The sequence below is a fragment of the Psychrobacter sp. C 20.9 genome, assembly GCF_001921765.1.
GTDB classification, from domain to species: Bacteria; Pseudomonadota; Gammaproteobacteria; order Pseudomonadales; family Moraxellaceae; genus Psychrobacter; species Psychrobacter piscatorii_B.
In genome coordinates, this window is sequence record NZ_MRYC01000033.1 from 1 (window position 1) to 3,471 (window position 3,471).

The 3,471-nt window shown below is 48.6% G+C and carries 1 tRNA gene and 1 rRNA gene; both read right to left on the minus strand.

The annotated features are described in order from the left end of the window. Positions 1-113: 113 nt before the first annotated feature. Positions 114-2,971 (minus strand): 23S ribosomal RNA (locus BTW00_RS13660). Between the two features lie 340 nt (positions 2,972-3,311). Then, positions 3,312-3,387, minus strand: a tRNA-Ala gene (locus BTW00_RS13665). Positions 3,388-3,471: the final 84 nt, after the last annotated feature.

Sequence of the window (3,471 nt, forward strand, 5' to 3'; positions counted from 1 at the left end):
TAACCTAACTGAATCAAGGTTAACGGTGATATCGAAATGTTCTGTCTGTTTCTATAGCCTGAGCTATACAAGATAGATTAATTAGACTTGTATACAAACCACTTGGGTGTTGTATGGTCAAGCCAAACGAGCAATTAGTACAGGTTAGCTACACACATCGCTGTGCTTCCACACCCTGCCTATCAACGTCCTAGTCTTGAACGGCTCTTTAGGGAAATCTAATCTTGAGGTGGGCTTCCCGCTTAGATGCTTTCAGCGGTTATCCCATCCGAACGTAGCTACCGGGCAATGCCATTGGCATGACAACCCGAACACCAGTGGTTCGTCCACTCTGGTCCTCTCGTACTAGGAGCAGATCCTCTCAAATTTCCAACGCCCACGGTAGATAGGGACCGAACTGTCTCACGACGTTCTAAACCCAGCTCGCGTACCTCTTTAAATGGCGAACAGCCATACCCTTAGGACCTGCTTCAGCCCTAGGATGAGATGAGCCGACATCGAGGTGCCAAACACCGCCGTCGATATGAACTCTTGGGCGGTATCAGCCTGTTATCCCCAGAGTACCTTTTATCCGTTGAGCGATGGCCCTTCCATACAGAACCACCGGATCACTAAGACCTACTTTCGTACCTGCTCGACTTGTGGGTCTCGCAGTTAAGCGCGCTTTTGCCTTTATACTCTTCGACCGATTTCCGACCGGTCTGAGCGCACCTTCGTACTCCTCCGTTACTCTTTAGGAGGAGACCGCCCCAGTCAAACTACCCACCATACATTGTCCTCGGTATTGTGATACCTGAGTTAGAACCCCAACATGACCAGGGTGGTATTTCAAGATTGGCTCCACCAAGACTAGCGTCTCGGTTTCAAAGCCTCCCACCTATCCTGCACAAGTCAGGTCAAAGTTCAATGTAAAGCTGTAGTAAAGGTTCACGGGGTCTTTCCGTCTAGCCGCGGGTACACAGCATCTTCACTGCGATTTCGATTTCACTGAGTCTCTGCTGGAGACAGCGCTGCCATCATTATGTCATTCGTGCAGGTCGGAACTTACCCGACAAGGAATTTCGCTACCTTAGGACCGTTATAGTTACGGCCGCCGTTTACTGGGGCTTCGATCAAGAGCTTCGCTTACGCTAACCCCATCAATTAACCTTCCAGCACCGGGCAGACATCACACCCTATACGTCCACTTTCGTGTTTGCAGAGTGCTGTGTTTTTAATAAACAGTTGCAGCAGCCTGGTATCTGCGACTGCCAGCAGCTCAAGGAGCAAGTCCTATCACCACCAACAGCGTACCTTCTCCCGAAGTTACGGTACCATTTTGCCTAGTTCCTTCAGCAGAGTTCTCTCAAGCGCCTTGGTATTCTCTACCTGATCACCTGTGTCGGTTTAGGGTACGATTCGTTTATAACTATTGCTTAGAAGCTTTTCCTGGAAGCATGGTATTTGCCACTTCGTCTTACAAGTAAGACTTGCTATCAGATCTCGGTATAGAATAGCCCGGATTTACCTAAGCTATAAACCTACATCCTTTCACCTGGACAACCAACGCCAGGCTGACATAACCTTCTCCGTCCCTCCATCGCATTATAAACAAGTATCGGAATATTAACCGATTTCCCATCGACTACGCCTTTCGGCCTCGCCTTAGGGGTCGACTCACCCAGCCCCGATTAACGTTGGACTGGAACCCTTGATCTTCCGGCGTGGATGCTTTTCACACCCATTATCGTTACTCACGTCAGCATTCGCTCTTGTGATACCTCCAGCATGCTTTACAACACACCTTCACAGGCTTACACAACGCTCCCCTACCACTTGAAAACAAATTCAAATCCGCAGCTTCGGCTCCTAGTTTGAGCCCCGTTACATCTTCCGCGCGGGCCGACTCGACTAGTGAGCTATTACGCTTTCTTTAAAGGATGGCTGCTTCTAAGCCAACCTCCTAGCTGTCTATGCCTTCCCACCTCGTTTCCCACTTAACTAGGAATTTGGGGCCTTAGCTGGCGGTCTGGGTTGTTTCCCTCTCCACGATGGACGTTAGCACCCACCGTGTGTCTCCCGGATATCACTCATCGGTATTCGGAGTTTGCATCGGTTTGGTAAGTCGGTATGACCCCCTAGCCGAAACAGTGCTCTACCCCCAATGGTGTTCGTCCGAGGCGCTACCTAAATAGCTTTCGGGGAGAACCAGCTATCACCGAGTTTGATTAGCCTTTCACCCCTATCCACAAGTCATCCCCTGGCTTTTCAACGACAGTGGGTTCGGTCCTCCGGTGCCTGTTACGGCACTTTCAACCTGCTCATGGATAGATCACTCGGTTTCGGGTCTATACCCTGCAACTAGCCGCCCTATTAAGACTCGGTTTCCCTACGGCTCCCCTAAACGGTTAACCTTGCTACAGAATATAAGTCGCTGACCCATTATACAAAAGGTACGCGGTCACCCAACAAGTGGGCTCCCACTGCTTGTACGCACACGGTTTCAGGTTCTATTTCACTCCCCTCACAGGGGTTCTTTTCGCCTTTCCCTCACGGTACTGGTTCACTATCGGTCAGTCAGGAGTATTTAGCCTTGGAGGATGGTCCCCCCATCTTCAAACAGGATTTCTCGTGCCCCGCTCTACTTAATATGTTAACGCTAATGTTTCGAATACAGGACTATCACCTACTACGGTCAGCTTTCCCACGCTGTTCTTCTACATTAGCATTAATCGGCTTCTCCCCGTTCGCTCGCCGCTACTAGGGGAATCTCAATTGATGTCTATTCCTAAGGGTACTGAGATGTTTCACTTCCCCTCGTTTGCCTCTTATATAAATATAAGATAGCTAGCTTATGCTAGCTGGGTTTCCCCATTCAGAAATCTCCGGATCACAGGATATTGCCGCCTCCCCGAAGCTTATCGCAGGCTGTCACGTCTTTCATCGCCTCTGACTGCCAAGGCATCCACCATGTGCGCTTCATTACTTGACCATACAACCCCAAGTAGTCTTTCGACTTCTAAGTGTCATACAATCTAATTATGATAACGATATCACCTATGTTTATACGCTTGATTCAGTTCTCTTTACTTTTTTAATAACTCACCCCTGGGATAACAAACAATGTCGTTAAGAGGTGAGTTATTAAGGTTAAGATGTGCGCGTGAACACGCTCATCCTAACCCAGACTCATATCTATGTTTTTAAATAGTTCCTATGCTCTCGTCGAGTCATAAGTTTCCGTATAAAACAGAAAGAAGTAATCTTGTTCAAATCACTTGTTTCTATTTGATACCTATTTTATTTAGCACGCTAAGCTTAACCGTATGTAGTGGTGGAGCCAAACGGAGTCGAACCGTTGACCTCCTGCGTGCAAGGCAGGCGCTCTACCAACTGAGCTATGGCCCCATTATAAAATGGTGGGTCTAAGTGGACTCGAACCACTGACCCCCGCGTTATCAACACGGTGCTCTAACCAGCTGAGCTACAGAC